The following is an 18361-nucleotide window of genomic DNA, read 5'->3' as shown; positions in this document are numbered from 1 at the left end:
TTTTCAAACTGCTCCTTTCTTGTTTTCAGGAAAGGGGCAGTTTTTTATTTTGTATAAAAGAAAGGAGAATGAGAGATGGGAGAATCATGGGGAAAAGGAACGATTTGTGTGCAAGGTGGCTATACGCCAAAGAATGGTGAACCACGTGTTTTACCACTTTATCAAAGTACAACGTATAAATACGATACTTCGGATGATTTAGCAGCCCTATTTAACTTAGAGGCAGAAGGATATATTTATACGCGTATTGGAAACCCTACTCTAGCTGCATTTGAGCAGAAGTTATCAGATTTAGAAGGCGGGGTAGGAGCTGTTGCAACGGCTTCTGGGCAAGCGGCTATTATGCTCGCAGTTTTAAATATTTGTAGTAGTGGAGACCATTTACTTTGCTCTTCAACTGTTTACGGGGGAACGTTTAATTTATTTGGGGTGAGTTTACGTAAGCTTGGCATTGATGTTACGTTCTTTAATCCCAATTTAACGGCAGATGAAATTGCGGCACTTGCTAACGATAAGACGAAGCTCATTTATGCAGAATCATTAGGAAATCCAGCGATGAACGTTTTGAATTTTAAAGAATTTTCAGATGCAGCGAAAGAGTTAGAAGTGCCTTTTATCGTGGATAATACATTAGCAACTCCTTATTTATGCCAAGCATTTGAGCACGGAGCAAATATTATCGTTCATTCTACGACGAAATATATTGATGGTCATGCAAGCTCTTTAGGCGGCATTGTCATTGACGGAGGGAACTTCGATTGGACAAATGGGAAATATCCTGAACTTGTTGAACCGGATCCAAGTTATCACGGCGTAAGTTACGTTCAAAATTTTGGTGCAGCAGCTTATATTGTGAAGGCGCGTGTTCAATTATTAAGGGACTACGGAAACTGTATGAGCCCATTCAATGCGTATATTAGCAATATCGGCTTAGAAACGCTGCATTTAAGAATGGAGCGTCATAGTGAAAATGCTCTCGTAGTTGCTAAGTGGCTTGCTAACCATGAACGTATTGAATGGGTGAATTATCCTGGATTAGATAGCAATGAAAATTACTCGTTAGCACAAACGTATTTGAAAAAAGGTGCTAGTGGTGTTTTAACATTCGGCATTAAGGGCGGATTAGAAGCGGCGAAAGAATTTATCGCAAATGTAAAACTAGCAACTCTTGTAACGCATGTAGCGGATGCACGAACTTGCGTTATACATCCTGCTAGCACAACGCATAGACAATTAAGTGCTGAAGATCAGCGTCTAGCTGGCGTTACATCAGATTTAATTCGTTTATCTGTTGGCATAGAAGATGTTTCTGATATTATTGCAGATTTAGAAGCGGCGCTAGTCGGAGGCAAAGAACATGCCGATCATAATTGATAAAGATTTACCAGCTCGCAAAGTGTTGCAGAAGGAAAATATATTTGTAATGACGAAGGAGCGAGCAGAAACACAAGATATTCGGGCATTGAAAATTGCTATCTTAAATTTAATGCCTACAAAGCAAGAAACAGAAGCGCAATTACTTCGTTTAATTGGCAACACACCGTTGCAATTAGATGTTCATTTGCTTCATATGGAATCACATTTGTCTCGCAATGTAGCGCAGGACCATTTAATGAGCTTTTATAAAACATTTCGTGATATTGAAAATGAAAAATTTGACGGGCTCATTATAACAGGAGCACCAGTTGAAACTCTTTCTTTTGAAGAGGTAGATTATTGGGAAGAGCTTAAACGTATTATGGAGTATTCAAAAACGAATGTAACATCTACGCTCCATATTTGCTGGGGGGCACAGGCTGGCTTGTATTATCATTATGGTGTTCCAAAGTATCCTCTTAAGGAAAAAATGTTCGGTGTATTTGAACATGAAGTTTGCGAGCAACATGTGAAATTGTTACAAGGGTTTGATGAATTGTTTTTTGCTCCCCATTCTCGTCATACAGAAGTACGAGAGAGTGATATTAGAGAGGTGACAGACTTAACATTATTAGCAAATTCTGAGGAAGCGGGTGTTCACCTTGTCATTGGGCAAGAAGGAAGGCAAGTGTTTGCCCTTGGGCATAGTGAATATAGTTGTGATACGTTAAAGCAAGAATACGAACGAGATCGTGACAAGGGATTAAATATTGATGTGCCAAAAAACTATTTTAAACATAATAATCCAGATGAAAAGCCCCTTGTTAGGTGGAGGAGTCATGGGAATTTATTGTTTTCTAATTGGTTGAATTATTACGTGTATCAAGAAACCCCTTATATATTGTAAAGAAAGATTGTGTAACACGTGGCAACGTTTTCCTTGTAAAGATTAACCTTTATTTTTCCGAATGTTCGAAATACATTGTTTTTCAGATTTTTTATTCATATAATTTCATCTAAACACAATTTTTGAGGGGTGGACAGTACTATGAAAGAAATTCAAGTTGGTTTATTAGGTCTTGGGACAGTTGGGAGTGGTGTAGTTCGTATCATTACAGATCATCAAGAGCGACTTATCCACCAAGTAGGTTGTCCTGTAAAAGTAACGAAAGTACTAGTACAAAATATTGAAAAAGAGAGAGAAGTAGAGGTACCTTCTACTCTATTAACACAAGATGCAAATGAAATTTTAGATAATCCAAATATTGATGTTGTCATCGAAGTAATGGGTGGCATTGATGATGCAAAATTATATATTTTACAAGCTTTAAAAAGCGGAAAGCATGTTGTAACTGCAAATAAAGACTTAATGGCATTACATGGAGCTGAATTATTAGCGACAGCAAAAGATAATAAAACTGATCTCTTCTATGAAGCGAGTGTGGCAGGGGGAATTCCAATTCTACGCAGTATTGTAGAAGGACTCTCTTCAGATCTTATTACGAAAGTCATGGGAATTGTAAATGGAACGACAAATTTTATTTTGACGAAAATGTCAGACGAAGGGAGAGCATATAACGACGTGTTAAAAGAAGCCCAACAACTTGGATTTGCAGAAGCAGATCCAACATCAGATGTAGAAGGTTTAGATGCAGCAAGAAAAATGACGATTTTAGCTACTCTCGGTTTCTCTACAAATGTAGAGCTTGGAGATGTGAACGTAAAAGGAATTACCTCTATTACAGAGGAAGATATTGAATACAGTAAGAGCTTAGGTTATACAATTAAATTAATCGGTCTTGCAAAACGAGATGGTGAAAAATTGGAGGTTACGGTTGAACCAACTTTACTTCCAAATACACACCCTCTTGCGGCAGTACAAAATGAATATAACGCTGTGTATGTGTACGGTGAAGCAGTTGGGGAAACGATGTTTTATGGACCAGGGGCAGGAAGTTTACCGACAGCGACAGCTGTTGTTTCGGATTTAGTTGCTGTAATGCAAAATATTAGATTAGGGGTAACAGGAAATAGTGCTGTAGTCCCACAGTATCAAAAAGTATTAAAAGAGCCAGACGAAATAGTCGTGAAAAAGTTTTTAAGACTGCATGTAAAAGACGAAATTGGTGTATTTGCAAAAATTACTTCATTGTTCTCTGAGCGCGGAGTTAGCTTTGAGAAAATTATTCAAATGCCGCTTGAAGAGAAAGGAAAGGCTGAAATTGTAATTGTAACGCATCGTGCGTCTCTTGCTGATTATGATTATATTCTACATACGTTGCAAGGGTATGAAGAAATAGATTGTTTGAAAGCGAACTATCGAATTGAAGGTGATGCTAAGTAGTATCTCTTACCATAAAACAGAAAGAGCCTATTAAGCAGCTTGCTTAATAGGTTCTTTTCTATTTAAAATCTGTGTACCAACTTGAATAAATGCTTGGATAATCCAGCCTGTTGTAAAGGATAAGATGATGGTTCCAAAATAGATAGGTCCATCTAATAAAAAGCTTAAAGTTAAAAATAAAAAGGCTAATGAAATCTCTGTTCTTCTAAACGTCCATTTTTTCTTCTCAGCAACGGTTAAAACGAAAGCTTCTTGAGGCGCTGCGCAAAGGTTTGTAGAGACGTAAAGACCAATTCCAGCTCCAACGAATAGATTTCCGCAAATAAGTGTTATATATTTTGGAAGAGAGCGGATAGCGTCCATAATAGTTATAATGGAACCAATCCAATCAACAAAAAGAGAAATAAGAACCATCGTTACAATTGTACCGATTGTAATTTGTTTTTTATTCCAAAAGAGTACGATAAGTGTAAAGGCAAAGTTAATCATGAAAATCCAAAAACCAATACTTATCCCAAAATTTTGATATAGTGCAATAAAGAAGGAATCATAAGGGCTAAGTCCAAAGGAAGTAATTGTCGTCATCATATTAATACCGATGGCAAGAATGAGTAAACCGCCAATGAAAAATATATATTCTAATTTGAATCGAAGCATAGTTGTATATCCTTTCTAAATGTATTTGCTAGGAAAGGATATATTGTGGAAAGCTTACCAGGTCAAGAGAGAATTTTTGTGAGAAGGGGAAAGTGAGATGACAAATATAAGAAAGATTGCTGAACTTGCTGGAGTATCTGTTTCAACTGTTTCACGTGTACTAAATAATCATCCGTACGTAAATGAACAGAAACGAAAAGAAATTTTAGCGATTATAGAAGAATTAAATTACACGCAAAACGTGAATGCAATTCATTTAGTGAAAGGAAAAACGAATGTAATTGGCGTTTTATTGCCACACGTAAATGATCAATATTATAGCGCTATTATTGAGGGGATATCAAAAGAAACGGCAAAGAATAATTATAATATGATGCTTTGCCAGACAAATTATAGCGAAGAAAGAGAACTAGAAATTTTAAATATGTTAAAAATGAAAAAGCTTGATGGGGTTATTATTTGTTCTCGGGCAAATAGTAAGGAGAAGCTTGAAGAATATACGAAATTCGGCCCGATTGTTATGTGTGAAGAAATAGATTCAAAATGCATTTCAAGTGTCCATATTGATTACTACAAAGTATTTTCACGTGGGATGAAAAGCTTAATAGATGCCGGTCATACAAGTATTGGATATTGTATTGGAAGAAGTAATAGCGTTAATAGCCAAAGACGAAAGAGGGCGTATGAAGATTCGCTTCAACAGAGTATCGTAACACCGTTAGAGATCTGGAAATTTGAGGGGTGTTTTACAGTGGAAGATGGACGCAATGTAATTAGAGAATGGGCTCATATGTCAGTAAAACCGACGGCGTTCCTTGTATCTTGTAACCATATTGCAGCGGGGATGGTTACAGAAGCAAAAAAACAAGGAATTCGTATTCCAGAGGATATTACGATTATTGGGTGTGATGATCAAGAGGTGGCAGATATATTGGGTATAACGACGATTTCGCATTCTAGTAAAAACGTTGGATTGAAAGCGTTTGAATTATTATATGAAAAGATTAATGAAGAGAAATTAGATGTGAAGCATATAGAGTTATTACCAGAGTTAGTAGATAGAGAAACGACATAATTGAGAAGGTGTGAAAATCGCTTTTCAAAATTTCGTTTGGTATAATTATGGACAATCTATGAGGGCTAAAAGGGGTTTTGATATGAGATCAAAAGTAGTAAAAGTAATTCTACTCATTACAATTGCATCTTTCTGTTTATTTGCATATGGCTTTGTTTCAGGTGTAAATGATGTATTAAATCCGAAAGCTTCAAATTTAATTAAAAAGACCGATGTAGTGGCAAAAGAGAAAAAGAAAACGGGAACGTTACAAATCGTTAGTTTAGGTGATTCATTAACGCGTGGCGTTGGTGATAAAGAAGGAATTGGCTATGTTGGGCGAATGAAAGAGGATTTACAAAAAGATTATAAGCAAAAAATTGCATTAACAAATTTAGCAGTTAGTGGTGCAAAAATGCCCGATTTATTAAAACAAATTGAAAGTAATGGCGCTCAATATTCAATTAAGCAAGCAGATGTAATCGTGTTAACGATTGGTGGGAATGATTTGTTCCCAGGCTGGGAATCGCTTGGGAAGATAGATTTAGATACGTATCGTCCTGACACAGAAACGTTTCAAAATGAAGCAAAGAAAATTATAGAAGAAATTCGTAAATTAAATACAGATAGTCCGATTTTTTGGCTTGGTTTATACAATCCTTTTGAAGATGTAGAAGATTTAAAAGGGTCTTCAAACATTGTTGTGGACTGGAATGCATCTTTAGAGAAGTTAGCGCTAAACGATAAAAATGTGTATATTACACCGACATTTGATTTATTCCAAAACCGCGGAAAAGATTTATTATACTCTGATCATTTTCATCCGAACGAAGTAGGTTATACGTATATGGCAGAACGTTTAGTTCAAAATGTTGTAAGTAAATTAAAACTAGAACAAGGAGGGGTAAAATGACGACGATACTTTCCGTACGAGACTTGAAGAAGGTAATTGGAAAGAAGACTCTTGTAGAGGACATTTCCTTTGATGTAAAGCAAGGAGAAGTGTTCGGGTTCTTAGGACCAAATGGTGCTGGAAAGACGACTACCATTCGAATGTTAGTCGGATTGATTACGGCGACAGAAGGTACGATTTCTATCGGTGGTTATTCGATTAAGGACAATTTCAGAGAGGCGATGCGTCAAATTGGGAGTATCGTTGAAAACCCAGAGTTGTATACATATTTAACAGGATGGGAAAATTTAAAGCAATTTGCTCGTATGTTAGGTGATATATCAGATGAACGTATTATTGAAATTGCTGAAATGGTTCATTTAGATGAAAGAATTCATGACAAGGTAAAAACGTACTCACTTGGTATGAAACAACGCCTTGGAATTGCGCAGGCGCTCCTTGGGAATCCAAAATTGCTCATATTAGATGAGCCAACGAATGGTTTAGATCCAGCAGGGATTAGAGAACTTAGGGAATTTATACATAAGCTTGTAAAAGAAGAAAATATGAGCGTGTTTATTTCAAGTCACTTGCTAAGTGAAGTGCAAATGATATGCGATCGCGTTGCTATTATTCATAAAGGAAAGATGATAACAGTTGCCAAGGTTGAAGAATTAATTAAAACAGCAAGTGATCGTGTAGAATGGATTGTTACACCAATTTCTAAGGCGAAAGATATGTTAGAAGCAGCCGAAGAAGTAAGAGAAGTGAGTGTAGAAGGCGAGCGATTATTATGCCGCATGGATATTGCATCTATAAGTAGTTGGAATAAACACTTGGTAGAAAATGAAATAGATGTACATAGTGTTAAGGAGCTTGTATTTACGCTAGAAGATTTATTTATTGAACTCACAAGGGGTGAGCAGCATGCGTGAATTTGCGAATCTAGTTTTAAATGAATCAGAAAAGATTTACCGTAAGAAACGTATTTTTGTTGTTATGCTTATTTTAGCAATCTTAATCCCGCTTTTTGTGTATGCGCAGTATCGCGAAATAGAAACGACACAAAAAAGACTCGGTACAACTGATTGGAAGGTTTCATTGCAACAGCAAATTGTTGATTCTCAGAACCGGTTGAATAATTCTAGATTGCCAGAAGAATGGCGTGATTGGTTAAAGGTAAGAGTTGAACAACAACAATATTATTTAGATCATGATATTAATCCGATGGCGCCAGGTGCACCGACTTTTGTCAGAGCATTTATTGAACAAGGAATTACATTGTTTATTCCGCTTCTCGTAATGATTGTCGCCATTGATATCGTTTCTGGAGAACGAAGTGATGGGACGATGAAGATGTTACTTACGCGGCCGATTCGGCGCTGGAAAATACTCCTTAGTAAATACGTGACGATGTTATTTTTCATTTCGCTCATACTGCTCCTTGTAGGTTTGTTTGCTTACATATTATCAGGGCTTGTATTTGGATACTCGGGATGGAATTTACCTGTTTTAACAGGATTCGTCATTGATAAGGAAACGTTAAATACGAACTTTGTGCACCTTATTCCGCAGTGGCAATACATCTTAATGGCGTATGGACTAGCCTGGTTTGTTGCTATCGTTGTCGGAACTATATCATTTATGGTCTCTGTTTTAATTCGTAATACACCAGCTGGTATGGGCGTTATGCTAGCTGCATTAATTGCAGGCGGTATCTTAAGCTCATTCGCAACATCTTGGGAAGGCGCGAAATATATTTTTAGCGTGAATTTATCATTAACGGATTATTTATCAGGAAAATTACCTGCATTACAAGGCTTATCAATGGGATTTTCTTTGATGAATTTAACTGTTTGGGCAGTTGTTTCTCTTATTATTTCGTTCTTAGTATTTACAAAACAGGATATGTTGAATTAATTGGACAGGAAGTGAAAGCATGGAAAATGTTTTAAGAAATGATTGGGGACCATTACTGGCACCAGAATTTGAGAAAGAGTATTATCTTACTCTATCCAGTTTTTTGACAGAAGAATACAGCACGCATGTTGTTTATCCGAAGGTGGAAGATATTTTTAACGCTCTTCAGTATACAAGTTATGAAAATACAAAGGTTGTTATTTTAGGACAAGATCCGTATCATGGACCGAATCAAGCGCATGGTTTAAGCTTTTCTGTACAACCTGGTGTTAAAACACCACCATCATTGTTAAACATGTATAAAGAGCTTCGAGATGAATATGGTTATGAAATTCCGAATAACGGTTATTTAGTAAAATGGGCGGAACAAGGAGTATTACTACTAAATACCGTATTAACAGTTCGTCAAAGTGAAGCAAATTCTCATAAGGGAAAAGGATGGGAGTACTTCACAGATCGTGTGATTCAACTGTTGAATGAACGTGAAAAGCCAGTTATTTTCATATTGTGGGGGCGCCATGCGCAGGCGAAGAAGAAGTTAATTACGAATCCGAATCATCATATTATCGAGTCTGTACATCCAAGTCCATTATCAGCAAGACGTGGTTTCTTTGGTAGTAAGCCATACTCTAAAGTAAATAAGATTTTAGCTAATATGGGCGAAAGAGAAATTGATTGGGAAATTCCAAATTTATAAATAGAAAAGGTAGTTAACAGTCGTTAACTACCTTTTTATTATTATTGCTCGTTCTTTAATTTTGCATCTAGTACAAAAGTACCAAATGGGATAACTGATGAAACGAATGCTCCAAGTGCCCATAAAATAGATTTACGGTGTACGATTGTTACTTGAATTACTGCAAAGATGAATAGAATAAATAGAACACCATGAGCCATGCCTGTAATTTTAACAGCTGTTGCAAATCCTGCGAAATATTTCAATGGCATTGCTACAAATAATAGTAATAGGAAAGAAATACCCTCAACTAGTCCAATTGCTCTTAATCGTCCGATTGGTGTAGATAACATAAAGTAGCCTCCTTTAACGTATGCTTGTATATAGTAAATTTGTATTCTTTTTCAAAATAAAATAGTCTATTTTGTTTCATTATATACAAAAAGAAAGTTTACACTACGAGAATAGTGCAAAGTTCAAAATATAGTCACAAAAGCATGAGAATTTAAATAAAAACCTATTTGAAGTATTTGACTTCAAATAGGTTTTGTGAATGAAAATATTAAACAAGTACATCCGTTTTTAAAACAAATTTCTCTACAACTTTTGCAACACCATCGTTCATATTTGTATCTGTTACGTAATTTGCAATTTCTTTAATATCATCAGGTGCATTGCCCATTGCAACGCCAAGACCAGCAAATTCAATCATTGCTTGGTCGTTATAGCTATCGCCCATTGCGATAACTTCTTCACGCTTAATGCCAAGCTTTTGAATCAGTTTGTTTAAGCTCGTTCCTTTTGTAACACCGGCTTCAGTAAATTCTAAGAAGAATGGTTTCGAACGCATCACGCTTAATTGGCCTTCTAGTTGTTTTTGTAGTTTCTTTTCAACTTCAACAAGGCGTTCAGCTTCTTTATTCATTAATACTTTTACTACAGGCTCTTTAACTGCGGCTTTAAAGTCATCTACTACAACAATTGGCATACCAGTAATATCGCCCTCAATTTCAGTATAAGGATTATTTTCTTCCGTTACGATATCATCGCCCATATAAGTATGAATCCATACATCTTCAGTTTTACTAATTTCAAATAGGTTGTGAACGATTTCAGGAGATAGTGTACTACTAAAGATTTCTTCGTTTGTTTTACAGTTAATAATTTTTGCGCCATTAAAAGATAGAATGAAACTGCCGTATTCTTCTAAGCGAAGTTCTTTGGCTACATTGCGCATACCAAACGTTGGACGTCCAGAAGCAAGTACAACCTTTACCCCTTGCTCTTGTGCAGTCATTAACGCTTCTTTCGTACGAGGTGAAATAGTATGGTCATCACGTAATAAAGTATCATCTAAATCTAAAACAATCATTTTATAAGTCATATAGAAAATTCCTTTCTTTAATTGAAATCAAAATACATGTTCATGAAGATGTTGAGGAATAATAGTAAGACATCAAACCTCTTTGAAAAGAAGTAGATAAATCATAATGAGTGTGTTGCTCATAATATCGGTTAATAATCATTGGGGATGGATAAAACCCCAATGATTCAAGTTTGATTTTATCGTAACAACTCTAAAGGTAGAGTGCAATAATGGAAGTTTTCCAATTTACGATATTTGTTTTGCTGTGGAACGAGAAAATAGTATTTCTAGCAAAATGGCCATTACAGATCCAAGAACGAGACCGTTACTTAAAAACGATGCTAGAAATGGTGGAAGTGTGGAATATGCTCCTGCTGGAACAAACATAACTCCGACTCCTGTGAAGATTGAAAGACCGGCTACTTTAAATAATCGTTCTTTATCCTGGACAGTTTCGTATTCTCGAAAGGCAAGGCCAATCATGCTTGCGAATACAGGATAAATAGCGGCATAACCAACTGCAACAGGGATTGCTGCAAAGAATGAAGTGATCTTTGGAAATATACTAACGACAATAATAAAGCTTGACCCTAATATAAACGGGAGACGTTTATAAATATTAGTCGTTGCAATAAAACCTGCTGATCCAGAAATAGCGACAGGCCCAATAGCTGAAAATAGGCCGCCTAGCAATTGGTTGATTCCTGTTATAATGCCAGCTTGTTTAAAACGATCTGGTGCTGCATTCTTTTCATACTTAGAGACAATCCTTTGCACAACACGAATACTTGCTAACATATTTGTTAGAAGTAATAGTGTAACGAAAACGACCGTAATTGCCATGTTCCATTCAATACGAGGCATTCCGAAAACAAATAGAGACGGAAAACGGATTATATCTGTCACAGGCGTTACTGGATTTGATAACCCGAAGCATGCGAATAATATCCAGCCGCATACGATACTGAAAAGAACAGAATATTGTCCAATAATAGGTAGCTTCATGATGAAAAAGGATAGTAAAATAACAATGAGTGAAAGAATAAATACGTTAGGTTGTACTTCTGTATGTTTTCCATCAAGGCCAAACATTCCCTTTAAGAAGGAGCCACTAAGCTGCGCAACAAGAAGAAATAAATATGTTCCAATGACTGTCGGTGTAAAATAGCGAACGAGTTTATCAATAAGTCCAAAAGCGCTAAGAATAATACAAATAATACCGCTTAATAGGAAAGCATATTGAAGAACTTTAAGTGTCTCATTGTTTGATCCAAATAATACGACGCCTAAACTTGCGTAAAGGGAGAAAATTCCCCACCAAAGTCCAGCAGGACCTTCTTGAATAGGAAGTTTATGCCCAAATATAGCTTGCAAGAGACCAGCAAAGCCTAGAACAAATAATGTTCTTTGTACGAATGCGATAGCTTCAGCGCCATCAAGACCATAACTAGTTGCGACACTAATTGGTACAATAAGGCTTCCAGCTAAAATAAATAGTGCCCATTGTAAGGCGGAAAGAAATGTCTTCATTATATCAACCTCTTTCATAGATTCCGTATCTAGTATATACGTATTTTATTTCCACTGGCAAAGATTGTAGATAGAGAAAAGAGTTGAAATACGGTATGAATGCACGTAAGCAATTATGGATCGCAGTTATATGTATGACTTTTGTTGTAATTCTAGGAACGATAGGATTTATGACAATTGAAGAGATTAGTTTGTTTCAAGCATTTTGGATGACGATGATTACTGTATTGACTGTTGGATACGGAGATGCTGTTCCTGTAACGCAAGCGGGGAAAGTATTTGCGCTCCTTATTATTCCTGTTGGCGTAGGTATTGTTACGTATGCAATTGGGGTAGTGGCAGCTATGATTATTGAAGGGAATTTATTTCATGCAGTGCGGAGGAAGAAGATGGATAAACAAATAGCGCAGTTGAAAAATCATATTATAGTATGTGGTTGCGGTAGAGTGGGGCTTCAAGTTGTACATGAATTGCAAGAAAAGAAAATTCCATTTGTTGTTGTCGATAAAGATGAAAGTGTATTAGAGAAGGGAAAGCTTTTGTATATACATGGAGATGCGACGGAGGATCAAGTTTTACATCATGCTGGAATTTCAAGAGCGGCTGGTTTAGTTGCTATCGTAGCAAATGATGCTGAAAATGTATTTATTACATTAACAGCAAGAGGATTAAACGATGCAATTAAAATTGTGGCGAGATCTGAAAAGCCAGAAACTGAAGAGAAATTAAGGCGTGCGGGTGCAAATAAAGTTATTAATCCATCCAGTATGGCAGGAATTCATATTGCAAAAGGTATTGCGAATCCATTAACAGTTCATTATATTGATACAGTGCTGTATGGGATAGAACAGTCATTTGTCATTGAAGAAATTTTAGTTGGAAAAGATTCAATATTAGTTGGTAAATCGTTACTAGAGAGTGATGTGAGGAATCAGTTTGATGTAACGATATTAGCGATTTTGAGAAATGGGGATATTATACATAATCCAACGGGGCAGGAAAAACTGCAAGAACATGATATGATAATAGTATTTGGTTTAGTAGAGAAGCTGAAGCAATTTGAGAAAGAACTACAAAGTACGAGGTGATAAGGAATGCAAATATCGAGCGATAAGATTTTAAATAAAATGGCGAATGAAATTGCAAAGGCAAAAAGTAGTGAAGGACAAAAATCAAAAGATCATTTATTAGTTGTGCGTGCTTTATGCGATTTACTATTAGATGAACAGGTTGAATCTTCTACGTATAGGGAGCCGCAAATTCAATCGCAAGTAATTGGATCGCAGCCTATAAAGACAGTTCAACCAGTTATGCCAGTTTCTGGAGAACCTGTGTATATTAAAGAAGAAGGTGCAAATGGTAATTCTTTATTTGATTTTTAAGGATTAAATCGTTTGGCTTATATGAAAAAATTGCTTATGATAAAAGTAAAAAAGGGGAATTAAGATGAAAATTTTCTTTTTACTAGGTTGTATTGCAGCGGGGCTATCTGTTGCGTTAGGAGCCTTTGGAGCACACGGTTTAGAAAATAAAATTTCTGCGAAAATGTTAGAAGTTTGGAAAACAGGTGTTACATATCAAATGTTTCATGCAGGTGGACTATTCGTAGTTGCTTTATTGATGGATAAGGTTCAATCATCACTTTTAACTACTGCTGGTTGGCTTATGGTAGCTGGGATTATTATGTTCTCAGGCAGTTTGTATGCATTAAGTACGACAGGTATTAAGTTCTTTGGCCCAATTACGCCTCTTGGTGGCGTAGCGTTTATTGTAGCATGGATTTTAGTCGGAACTGCAGTTGTAAAAGGTTTATAAAAAAACAAAAGCTGGCATATGCCAGCTTTTTTTATGGTCTTGGAGCATAAGTTGCTTGTTGACTAGGTAAGTACGTAATTTCTTCGGGGAATTCCACATAATCTAAGTAAATCATTAATAGTAAAAAACGTTTCCCTGATTGTGGCTCACTAATTACAATATGATCGCGACCAGCTGCTTCGATAATACCTGTATACGATTGTGTACCGAGTGAGCTACCACGTTCATAAGTCATTACAACCGTAGCTTGCTTACCCTTGTTTAAACGAAGGATATTTTCAATATAGGATTGTTCTAATGGTAACATGCCTTGAGAAACGGCATATTGAGCTTGCGCCGCTTGTTGTTGCATTGCTTGCTGTTGTTGCTGTTGTTGTGGAGTCATTTGCTGCGGTTGTACATAAGTTCCAGATGGTTGATAAAATCCAGTTCCGTAATACGGGTTTTGTTGCTGTGCCATTCAAAAATCCCTCCTTATTATCAATCCTTAATAAACGCTAGGACAATCTTCGCCAGATGGCTGGAAGAAGCAGTGCTTTTTGAAGCGACCAGAGTTTTGTTGATTATACCAAGTTGACGGACAAGGGCCTTCAGGTCTAAAAAACCATAAGGCAAAATTTGCAGGCCAAAAGCGTTGTCCCTGAATCGTTCGCCTTGCTAAAGCAATATCTTGTTCCCTTGCACGTTGATAAAAATACCCTTTTTGTGTTGCCTCAAAACCACCAGGATTTTGATACACCATTTGACGTAAATTACGTATTTTTTTAAAATCTAAACAATTTCCACGGACACGATTTACCCCAACGTTCCCGACCATCAACATCCCCTGTTGTCCTTCTCCTTCGGCTTCAGCACGCATCAGTCTAGCTAATAACTTTACATCTTCTTCGTTATAAGCAATAACGCCCATTATGTGTCACCTCTCTTTTTGGAATATCTTGTGGAAAGAGGTTTATCCCGCATTAACGGGCAGTAAGACTCCCACCTTAAAATTGGGCTGGAGCAAAGAAGGTGGGTGGGAGATCAAACTGCCCGTAAAAGCCCGATTAGTTCAACTAATAATCAGTGGGGATGAACAAAACCCCCACTGATTAAAGTTTCACTTTATCTCTAGATGAAGTGTGTAACAATTACTAGTTCATACGTATGAGGAAAAGGACTCAGATATGACAACCAAACGAAGTTTTACATGGAGAGAAGAAAATAAAAAAAGCTAGCGTGAGCTAGCTTTTCATCATTATTAAAATACTTTAGACCATAAGTTTGAGAAGAAATCTCCAATAGAGCGCATTGATAATACAAACCAATTTGCTTTTTCAACTTCTTCTGTCGTTTTTGCAGTAGCTTTCATACTTTTACTACCGTCTAAGAAACCATATTTATCAGTTGATTCTAAAGTAATTGAGCCTACTTTGGTATCTTTCTTAACAGGAGCAACTAAATGTCCATCTTCAGCAAGGGATTTATCTAATTCAGTCCCAATTTTATAAGGCTCTTTGCTACCTTTTTTCGCAATTACTGTTATTTCTTTTTCGGGTGCAACAGTTACTTGGTCTTCTTTCCCTTTTACTACAGAGATTGTATTGTTTTTATTAACTTTTAATTTTTGTTTTTCAAAGTTATTAAATCCATGTTCGATTAATTCACGAGATTCTGTGAAGCGTTCATCCATTGATTTTGTTTTAATAATAACCGAGATAAGACGAACATCACCACGTTTCGCTGTAATAGTGAACCCATATCCAGCGGTATCAGAACTACCAGTTTTTAAACCGTCCGTTCCATCATAAGAGAAGGCAGCGCCTGGTAACATCCAGTTCCAGTTTTCCATACGAATTGGTTTTGGATGATTGTCTGGGAAGTTTCTAAATCTTTGTTTTGTATCCTCTAGCATTTCTGGATACTTTGTAATAATCGTTTTTGCAAGAATACCCATATCGCGAGCTGACATGGAGTTTTCTCCGGTCGGATCTGTTCCTTCAGGATGTTTTCCTTTTAAATCAGCATTATTTAACCCGGTAGAGTTTACAAATTTATATTTCTTTAACCCTAGCTTTTTTGCATGTTCATTTGCAAGATTTAAGAAGTTTTTCTCACTTCCTGCAAGAAGTTCTGCTAAAGCAATACTAGATCCATTTGCAGAGAATATAACAATAGAATGATATAATTCTCTTACAGTATATTGACGTCCTTTTTCGAACGGTACATTAGAGAATTCATTATTACGAGAGACTTCATAAGCGTAATCAGAAATATTTACTTTCGTATCCCAAGTGATTTTTCCTTCTTTAATTGCTTCTAAAACAGCGTAAACAACAATTAATTTTGACATACTAGCAATAGCTAGCAATTCATCTGAATTTTGCTCGTGAAGTATTTTTCCTGTATCTGCATCAAATAAAAGTGCAGCAGCAGCCTCAATATGTATTTTTTCTTCCGCATGGGATGTTGTTACTACTAAGGAAGAAATTGACAATACAAGCAATAGTAAAATAGACAAGATTTTTTTCATATAGATTATCACCTTCGCATCGTTATTTAGCATATAGCTCGTATCATTTTAGCATAAATTTGGATATAGAAAGGTTACAATTTTGTAAGGTATTTGAAAGAGATTTGTCGATTTTTGTTCAAATTTGCGGAGAAAAGCAGTTTTTTGAGGAGAAATATGGAGGGTAATAAAAAAAGGAACGAATTTCGTTCCTTTTTCACGATTTATATGTGTAAAAATTTCTCTACCTTTTCGTCTGGTAAAATGTTTCCAACGAAAAATGTTCCGAATTCACCATAACGAGCACTTACTTCATCGAAGCGCATTTCATATATAAGTTTTTTAAATTGAAGAACATCGTCAGCGAATAATGTTACGCCCCACTCAAAATCGTCGAATCCAACTGACCCTGAAATAACTTGGCGTACCTTACCTGCGTACTGGCGACCAATTTTACTATGACTGTACATCATTTTCTTACGTTCTTCCATAGGAAGCATGTACCAGTTGTCATCACCTTGGCGACGCTTGTCCATTGGGTAGAAGCAAATGTGATTTGCTTTTGGTAGTTCTGGATATAAGCGAGCTAAGATTTGTGGGTTTTGATATGGATCTTCATCAGCTGGAAGGTAGTTGCTTAGTTCAACAACAGATACGTAAGAGTATGCAGGAACCATATATTCAGCTAATGTTGTTTTATTCAATTCTGTCTCAATTTCATTTAACTCTTCCATTGTTGGACGTAAAATCATAAGCATAATATCAGCTTTTTGGCCAACAACTGTATACATTGCATGACTACCTTTTTTCGCAGTAGATACTTCGTTCCATTTTTCAACGACATTTAAAAATTCAGACACAGCTTGTCCGCGTTCGTCGCTAGATAATGTTTTCCATGCAGCCCAATCAATAGAACGTAAATCATGTAAACAATACCAGCCATCTAACGTTGTTGTTGCTTCACTCATTCTATTCACCTCAGTTAATGATAGTTTTACACGTTAACTATAGCATATATAGTTTTAAAATCATCTATATAAAGCTTTGGCGCATAAAATTGTCACATTTAAATTTACTTGAAAATAGGAGGAGATAAGGATTAAAGGGGATTTATTTTTAGGCTGAATTTTATGAAAATATAATCATTTTCATTTTATCTATTTTTTGGGAGCTATAAGTTTAAAATATAGAAGAAAAGCAGTATTCTTAAAGATAGAGTTTTTTAACATATGTAGGAGGGTTTATTCGTGAGCAACTTATTTACAACAGTAAAAGAAAAAGTTCAAGGAAAAGGCATTTCTATCGTACTTCCTGAAGGAACTGATGAAAGAATTTTAGGCGCTGCAGAGCGTTTAGCAAAAGAAGAGTTAGTAAAACCAATCTTAGTTGGTAATAAGGAAGAAATTAGCGCAAAAGCTGCTAGCATGAATTTAACATTAGCAGGCGTTGATATTTATGACCCAGCTACATATGAAGAAATGGATGCAATGGTAGCATCTTTCGTTGAACGCCGTAAAGGTAAAGCAACTGAAGAAGACGCTCGCAAAATCCTTAAAGACGAAAACTACTTCGGTACAATGCTTGTATACATGGGCAAAGCACACGGTTTAGTAAGTGGTGCAGCTCACTCTACAGCTGATACAGTTCGTCCAGCACTTCAAATCATTAAAACAAAACCAGGCGTTACAAAAACTTCTGGCGTATTCATCATGGTACGTGAAGAAGAGAAATATGTATTCGCTGATTGCGCAATTAACATTGCGCCAAACAGCCAAGATTTAGCTGAAATTGGTATCGAGAGTGCGAAAACTGCTGAATTATTTGGTATTGACCCACGCGTTGCTATGTTAAGCTTCTCTACAAAAGGTTCTGCGAAATCTCCAGAAACAGAAAAAGTTGTAGAAGCAACTCGCATTGCAAAAGAAATGGCTCCTGAATTAACTTTAGATGGAGAATTCCAATTCGATGCTGCATTCGTACCATCTGTAGCTGAGAAAAAAGCTCCAGGTTCTACAATTAAAGGTGATGCTAACGTATTCGTATTCCCAAGCTTAGAAGCTGGTAATATTGGCTACAAAATCGCTCAACGTTTAGGTAACTTCGAAGCAGTAGGACCAATCTTACAAGGTTTAAACATGCCTGTAAATGACCTATCTCGTGGATGTAACGAAGAAGAAGTGTACAAGTTAGCTTTAATTACAGCTGCTCAAGCACTTTAATTCTATAATGAATTGAAATAAAGACCGTCGCTATTATAGCG

At 36.3% G+C, this 18361-nt stretch carries 20 protein-coding genes; 12 read left to right on the top strand and 8 right to left on the bottom strand.

Going from position 1 to position 18361, the window contains the following annotated elements:
• The first annotated feature begins 75 nt into the window (after positions 1–75).
• The 3 genes from ACYFX0_RS17585 (at position 76) to ACYFX0_RS17575 (ending at position 3700) form a co-directional block, all read left to right on the top strand.
• Positions 76–1374 carry a bifunctional O-acetylhomoserine aminocarboxypropyltransferase/cysteine synthase gene (locus ACYFX0_RS17585; protein WP_000504772.1) on the top strand — a complete coding sequence of 433 codons (1299 nt, stop codon included), beginning with the start codon at positions 76–78 and terminating at the stop codon, positions 1372–1374.
• Positions 1358–2263: a homoserine O-acetyltransferase MetA gene (metA, locus tag ACYFX0_RS17580; RefSeq protein ID WP_001121544.1), complete on the top strand. Its 906-nt coding sequence runs from the start codon at positions 1358–1360 to the stop codon at positions 2261–2263. The genes ACYFX0_RS17585 and metA overlap by 17 nt, the downstream gene beginning before the upstream one ends.
• A gap of 141 nt (positions 2264–2404) precedes the next feature.
• A complete protein-coding gene (locus ACYFX0_RS17575) occupies positions 2405–3700 on the top strand; it encodes a homoserine dehydrogenase (protein ID WP_000659105.1) in 1296 nt (431 codons plus the stop codon).
• A 30-nt stretch (positions 3701–3730) separates the two neighbouring features.
• Here the strand turns inward: ACYFX0_RS17575 and ACYFX0_RS17570 are convergent, their stop codons facing one another.
• Positions 3731–4357: a YczE/YyaS/YitT family protein gene (locus ACYFX0_RS17570; RefSeq protein ID WP_000943409.1), complete on the bottom strand. Its 627-nt coding sequence runs from the start codon at positions 4355–4357 to the stop codon at positions 3731–3733.
• A 97-nt stretch (positions 4358–4454) separates the two neighbouring features.
• Between ACYFX0_RS17570 and ACYFX0_RS17565 the strand changes: the two genes are divergently transcribed.
• The 5 genes from ACYFX0_RS17565 to ACYFX0_RS17545 are packed head-to-tail and all read left to right on the top strand — an operon-like array spanning position 4455 to position 8920.
• Entirely contained in the window at positions 4455–5432 is a 978-nt protein-coding gene (locus ACYFX0_RS17565) for a LacI family DNA-binding transcriptional regulator (RefSeq protein ID WP_081143286.1), read from the top strand.
• 10 nt (positions 5433–5442) lie between these two features.
• Positions 5443–6324, top strand: coding sequence for an SGNH/GDSL hydrolase family protein (locus ACYFX0_RS17560; protein ID WP_002083539.1), 882 nt, complete (start codon positions 5443–5445; stop codon positions 6322–6324).
• Positions 6321–7238, top strand: a complete 918-nt coding sequence (locus tag ACYFX0_RS17555) for an ABC transporter ATP-binding protein (protein WP_000207706.1) — start codon at positions 6321–6323, stop codon at positions 7236–7238. The genes ACYFX0_RS17560 and ACYFX0_RS17555 overlap by 4 nt, the downstream gene beginning before the upstream one ends.
• Positions 7231–8223, top strand: a complete 993-nt coding sequence (locus tag ACYFX0_RS17550; protein ID WP_001206482.1) for an ABC transporter permease subunit — start codon at positions 7231–7233, stop codon at positions 8221–8223. The genes ACYFX0_RS17555 and ACYFX0_RS17550 overlap by 8 nt, the downstream gene beginning before the upstream one ends.
• Positions 8224–8242: 19 nt before the next feature.
• A complete protein-coding gene (locus ACYFX0_RS17545; RefSeq protein ID WP_106081707.1) occupies positions 8243–8920 on the top strand; it encodes a uracil-DNA glycosylase in 678 nt (225 codons plus the stop codon).
• A gap of 41 nt (positions 8921–8961) precedes the next feature.
• Here the strand turns inward: ACYFX0_RS17545 and ACYFX0_RS17540 are convergent, their stop codons facing one another.
• The 3 genes from ACYFX0_RS17540 to ACYFX0_RS17530 all read right to left on the bottom strand — a co-directional run bounded on the left by ACYFX0_RS17540 (position 8962) and on the right by ACYFX0_RS17530 (position 11795).
• Complete coding sequence (locus tag ACYFX0_RS17540) at positions 8962–9252, bottom strand: DUF3817 domain-containing protein (protein ID WP_000953395.1); 291 nt, start codon at positions 9250–9252, stop codon at positions 8962–8964.
• Positions 9253–9461: 209 nt separating this feature from the next.
• The gene (locus tag ACYFX0_RS17535; protein ID WP_000221382.1) at positions 9462–10283 is read right to left on the bottom strand and encodes a Cof-type HAD-IIB family hydrolase; all 822 of its coding nucleotides are present in this window, start codon (positions 10281–10283) and stop codon (positions 9462–9464) included.
• A gap of 228 nt (positions 10284–10511) precedes the next feature.
• Positions 10512–11795, bottom strand: coding sequence for a purine/pyrimidine permease (locus ACYFX0_RS17530; protein ID WP_000847020.1), 1284 nt, complete (start codon positions 11793–11795; stop codon positions 10512–10514).
• Between the two features lie 95 nt (positions 11796–11890).
• Between ACYFX0_RS17530 and ACYFX0_RS17525 the strand changes: the two genes are divergently transcribed.
• From ACYFX0_RS17525 to ACYFX0_RS17515, 3 genes are all read left to right on the top strand, one after another.
• On the top strand, positions 11891–12883 hold the full coding sequence (locus ACYFX0_RS17525) for a potassium channel family protein (RefSeq protein ID WP_142398821.1): 993 nt from the start codon (positions 11891–11893) through the stop codon (positions 12881–12883).
• Positions 12884–12889: 6 nt separating this feature from the next.
• A complete protein-coding gene (locus ACYFX0_RS17520; protein ID WP_001167339.1) occupies positions 12890–13177 on the top strand; it encodes a YwdI family protein in 288 nt (95 codons plus the stop codon).
• Positions 13178–13241: 64 nt separating this feature from the next.
• Positions 13242–13610 carry a DUF423 domain-containing protein gene (locus tag ACYFX0_RS17515; protein ID WP_000688315.1) on the top strand — a complete coding sequence of 123 codons (369 nt, stop codon included), beginning with the start codon at positions 13242–13244 and terminating at the stop codon, positions 13608–13610.
• Positions 13611–13641: 31 nt separating this feature from the next.
• Here ACYFX0_RS17515 and gerQ read toward each other — a convergent pair whose 3' ends face one another.
• The 4 genes from gerQ to hemQ form a co-directional block, all read right to left on the bottom strand.
• Positions 13642–14070, bottom strand: coding sequence for a spore coat protein GerQ (gerQ, locus tag ACYFX0_RS17510; protein ID WP_000068647.1), 429 nt, complete (start codon positions 14068–14070; stop codon positions 13642–13644).
• 27 nt (positions 14071–14097) lie between these two features.
• Positions 14098–14520 carry a cell wall hydrolase CwlJ gene (gene cwlJ, locus ACYFX0_RS17505; protein ID WP_000538161.1) on the bottom strand — a complete coding sequence of 141 codons (423 nt, stop codon included), beginning with the start codon at positions 14518–14520 and terminating at the stop codon, positions 14098–14100.
• Positions 14521–14850: 330 nt separating this feature from the next.
• Positions 14851–16122 carry a serine hydrolase gene (locus tag ACYFX0_RS17500; RefSeq protein ID WP_106081704.1) on the bottom strand — a complete coding sequence of 424 codons (1272 nt, stop codon included), beginning with the start codon at positions 16120–16122 and terminating at the stop codon, positions 14851–14853.
• 203 nt (positions 16123–16325) lie between these two features.
• On the bottom strand, positions 16326–17069 hold the full coding sequence (hemQ, locus tag ACYFX0_RS17495) for a hydrogen peroxide-dependent heme synthase (protein WP_001287602.1): 744 nt from the start codon (positions 17067–17069) through the stop codon (positions 16326–16328).
• Positions 17070–17348: 279 nt separating this feature from the next.
• Between hemQ and pta the strand changes: the two genes are divergently transcribed.
• Complete coding sequence (pta, locus tag ACYFX0_RS17490; protein WP_000067215.1) at positions 17349–18320, top strand: phosphate acetyltransferase; 972 nt, start codon at positions 17349–17351, stop codon at positions 18318–18320.
• Positions 18321–18361 lie beyond the last annotated feature (41 nt).

The organism is Bacillus sp. NEAU-Y102 (genome assembly GCF_054788175.1).
This window is presented reverse-complemented; position numbering and strand designations above follow the sequence as displayed.